2 protein-coding genes are annotated in these 1,230 nt (G+C 59.9%); both read right to left on the bottom strand.

Annotated elements, in window-relative coordinates:
- On the bottom strand, positions 1-666 hold a 666-nt coding region (locus EN884_RS36380), incomplete at its 3' end, for an ABC transporter substrate-binding protein (RefSeq protein ID WP_245492057.1).
- Positions 667-766: 100 nt separating this feature from the next.
- Positions 767-1,230 (bottom strand): amino acid synthesis family protein (locus tag EN884_RS36375; RefSeq protein ID WP_128361147.1); only part of this gene is annotated, 464 nt, incomplete at its 5' end.

Here is a 1,230-nt window from a genome sequence, read left to right as displayed (position 1 = left end):
GTCATGGAAAATAATACCGTCGAGATAGGGCATTCCCTTCTGCCAATAGCTGGCGTTCTTGGTGAGCGCGATGCGCGACCCGCGGACCCATTCGCCGAAAACGAACGGACCGGTCCCGACAGGGTTGGAACCGACGTCGCTGCCGTTCTTCTTGGCCGCCGCCGGTGACGCCATGAGCCCAGCGCGGTCGGCAAACAGCGCCAGCAGGGGCGGATAGGGTTCCTTCATGTCGATGGCGACAGTGAATTCGTCCAGCACTTCGACATTCTTGACGCCTTCCAGCAACTTGAGCTGCGATGAGTTGCCTTTCGGATCGAGACGCGAGTCTAGGTTCCATTTCACCGCCTCGGCGTTAAATGGCGTGCCGTCATGGAACTGCACGCCTTCCTGCAGCTTCAGGATCACGCGCTTGCCGTCGTCCGAAAACTCCCAGCTTTTCGCCAAGGCGGGCTTCAGGGAGAAGTCGGCCTCGGTTTCGAGAAGCGTATCGAATATCAGGAAAAGGATCTGGCGCTCGGTCCATTGCGACGACTGAAGGGGGTCAAGCGTGCGAACGTCGCTGATGAAGCCGACGTTGAGCGTGCCGCCGGTGACCGGCTGGGCATCTTGAGCCAGCGCTACCGTCGGCAAAGAGGCCACGATTGCGAAGCCGCTGACGGCGGCCATAAATTGCCTTCTATCCATGACAAGTCCTCCGTAGGTTCAGTTCCCAATATTATCGGCATTGCCGTTATTAGCCTCGGGACGAGAACCCGAGGCTTGCACGTTATCTGCTCTCGGCTGGCAGCGGCCGGCCGGCCTGATCGACTCCCATGATCCGCATGTCGTTGAACCGATCACCAATGCGATGGTGCGGTCGCCCACCGTTCGCGGCGCCTAACGCGATGACGATCTCGTCATGGGCAGGCGCGTCTGGAATCGTAAATTCCACGGTTAGAAAATGAGCGCGGCTACCCTTCCTCTCGGCATCCTTGTGGGTCAAAGGAACGGTGAGTGAGGTGCCGGCGCCGGCACGTTTGTTGGTGAAGGGGAGAAAGGAATCTCCACCGGCGGCGATGCGGAAGACATTGCCGAAATGCAGCGTGTGGATCAGGCCGGCGGCATGTTCGACTTCACCGTCCGTTCCGGTCACCGCGCACTTTCCAAACGCTTCTATCCGGTCTGGACCGCCCATGATCGCCACTAGGCGAGGCACGAGGGCGTCCGTGAGAGCCGTGGCGTGCTCCATAA

This window comes from Mesorhizobium sp. M7A.F.Ca.AU.001.01.1.1 (assembly GCF_004022735.1).
Classification (GTDB): domain Bacteria; phylum Pseudomonadota; class Alphaproteobacteria; order Rhizobiales; family Rhizobiaceae; genus Mesorhizobium; species Mesorhizobium ciceri.
This window is presented reverse-complemented; position numbering and strand designations above follow the sequence as displayed.